This window comes from Treponema sp., assembly GCF_045657965.1.
Lineage (GTDB): Bacteria > Spirochaetota > Spirochaetia > Treponematales > Treponemataceae > Treponema_D.
The window spans coordinates 1-2715 of sequence record NZ_JAZOUG010000276.1 but is presented as its reverse complement, the minus strand read 5'-3'; the positions used below and the strand labels follow the sequence as shown (position 1 = coordinate 2715).

2 protein-coding genes and 1 pseudogene are annotated in these 2715 nt (G+C 41.5%); 2 read left to right on the top strand and 1 reads right to left on the bottom strand.

From position 1 onward, the window contains the following. A partial coding sequence (locus tag ACKI5B_RS10500; RefSeq protein ID WP_407428508.1) for a tetratricopeptide repeat protein occupies positions 1-807 on the bottom strand: 807 nt, incomplete at its 3' end. A 135-nt stretch (positions 808-942) separates the two neighbouring features. Here ACKI5B_RS10500 and ACKI5B_RS10495 point away from each other — a divergent pair. After that, a complete protein-coding gene (locus tag ACKI5B_RS10495; RefSeq protein WP_407428506.1) occupies positions 943-1176 on the top strand; it encodes an OadG family protein in 234 nt (77 codons plus the stop codon). A 16-nt stretch (positions 1177-1192) separates the two neighbouring features. Then, a pseudogene (locus ACKI5B_RS10490) lies at positions 1193-2715 on the top strand (pyruvate carboxylase subunit B); the annotation flags it as partial.

The window sequence follows — 2715 nt, the reverse complement described above, 5'->3', positions numbered from 1 at the left end:
ACTTGATTTCCAGCTCATTGCAAAAAAATTAACTTTTGAGCGGTAACGGTCAAGTGAGCGCCAGTTATATGAAGAAATTGCCTTTTTTACAGATGATTCAAGTTCTGCAAGGCTTGCAAATGTCCAGTCTTTTGATGATTTTGAAAAGTTGACCATCTGACGGGCTTTTGTGTAAGCATTCGGAAGTCCTGTAATCTGGATTGTTGAAGAATCCGGCTGTTCAAGAAAAAGCTCGTATGATTTTAATGCCAGATCCCATTCACCGACATTTTCGTATTCAAGTGCAAGTCTGAAATACATTTCGGTTGTATTCATGTTCTGTGGAAAATCGTGAATTATTCTATTAAAGTAGTTTATTCTGTTTGAAGAATTTTTACTGATTTGAATTAAATGCTGAAGACATGAAAAGTGAAGTGACTCGTTATTTACAAGCAGATCCTGAAAATTATTTATAATGCGTTCATAATAATATTCTGCAATTGCTTCTTCGCCGGCTTTTAAATAATTTGCGGCTACCATATAAAGCCAGTAAGAGTTATAAGTGTCTCCCGGATGTGTTTCGACCCAGTCTGTCAAAAAAAGAACCATTTCATCGGTTTTATTCTGTACATAAAATAAATTTGCAATTCTGTTGATTACTGCATATCTTGACTGGGCTGAAATTGCCGGGTTTTCAAGAAGTAACTGAAGCTGGGAAAGAGTTTCTGATGACTGTTCTGAACTTTCTTCTTTCGAACAGCCTGGAATTATTGCAAGTGAAAAAATCAGTATTAGTATTGATAAAATAACATTTTGTCTTTTGTTCATAAGCTGGTAAAACAATAGCATAATGTTGATGATTTCTCAATAATTCCCTTTTTCTCACATTGAAGAAAACTAAAAAATCATTTATACTTTTATGCAAATTCTATTTTTTACGAAATCATATCCGTTGGAGGAATTATGACAATCGCTGAAATGCTTAACCAGAGTATTATCCTTACTCTGCTTGGTATGTGTGTTGTTTTCAGCTTCCTTGTTATCTTGATTATCTGTATGAACGGGCTCCGCCTTTTTGTTCATGCAACAGGTCTTGATAAAGAAGAGCCGAAAGCAGATGTTCCGTCAGCCGCACCTGCTGTTGACCAGAAAGCAATCGTTGCTGCTATTGCAACAGCTTTGCATGAAAAACAATAATTTAGAGGGATAAAAAATGGCTAAGAAAATTGGTATTTCTGAACTTGTTTTGCGTGATGCTACACAGTCTCTTCACGCTACTCGTATGACTTTGGCAGATATGCTGCCAATCGCACCAAAAATTGACAAAATCGGTTACTGGGCTGCAGAAGCCTGGGGTGGAGCAACTTACGATTCTTGCATCCGCTTCCTTAATGAAGATCCATGGGAGCGCCTCCGCAAATTGCACGCTGCAATGCCAAACACAAAAATCATGATGCTCTTGCGCGGTCAGAACCTTCTCGGTTTCCGCCACTATGCAGACGATGTAGTCGACAAGTTCGTTGAATACGCTTCAAAAAACGGTGTTGATGTATTCCGTATTTTCGATGCTTGTAACGACCCGCGAAACCTTGAGCGCGCTACAAAAGCTGCAAAAGCAACTGGCAAACACGTTCAGATGGCTATCAGCTACGCTACAACTCCATATCACACAAAAGAAATCTATGCAGACCTTGCAAAAACTTATGCTGACTTCGGTGCAGACTCAATCTGTATCAAAGATATGTCTGGTTTGCTCAAACCATTCGAAGCATACGATCTCGTAAAAGCAATCAAATCAAAGGTTGATCTTCCTGTCGAAATCCACTCACATGCAACAACAGGTCTTTCAGTTGCTACTCTTCTCAAAGCTGCTGAAGCTGGTGCTGACGTTCTCGATACAGCAATTTCTGCAATGGCTATGGGTACATCTCACTCACCGACAGAGACTGTAGTTGAAATGCTCAAAGGCACAGAGTTCGACACAGGCCTCGACATCGGTGCTTTGCTTGAAATCGCTGCTTACTTCCGCGACATCCGTAAGCACTACGCTTCACTCGAGTCAAAATTCCTCGGTGCAGATACACGTATTCTTAAATCACAGGTTCCAGGCGGTATGCTTTCTAACCTTGAAAGCCAGCTGAAGCAGCAGGGTGCTTCAGACAAAATCGACCAGGTTTTGGCAGAGCTTCCACTCGTTCAGAAAGATGTCGGATACGTTCCACTCGTTACACCTACATCACAGATTGTCGGTACACAGGCTGTATTCAACGTACTCTTCGGCCGCTACGAGCGCATGACCGGTGAGTTCTGTGGCCTCCTCACAGGTAAATATGGTAAAGTTCCTGCTGAACCAAACAAAGACCTCGTTAAAAAAGCTGTCGAACAGAACAAAATGTAAGAGGCTATCACTTGCCGCCCGGCAGACAAAATTGCTCCAGAGTGGGACAAAATGGTTGAAGAAGCTAAGGCTAACGGTGGAAACGGCTCTGTAGAAGACGTTCTTACATATGCTATGTTCCCGAAAGTAGCTACAAAATTCTTCGAAACACGTGCAAACGGTCCTGTTGATGCAGAAAAAACATTCGGAATCAAAGAGGCTCCAAAAGCAGCTTCTTCAAACGGTTCATACACTGTTACAGTCAACGGACAGAGCTACAACGTTCAGTCTAACGGCGACACAGTTACAGTTAACGGAACTCCATACAACGTTACATTCGGTGCAGCATCAGCAAGCCC

Coding starts and splice junctions, on each gene's coding strand:
- ACKI5B_RS10495 (WP_407428506.1), top strand. CDS start 943: ATGACAATCGCTGAAATGCTTAACCAGAGTATTATCCTTACTCTGCTT.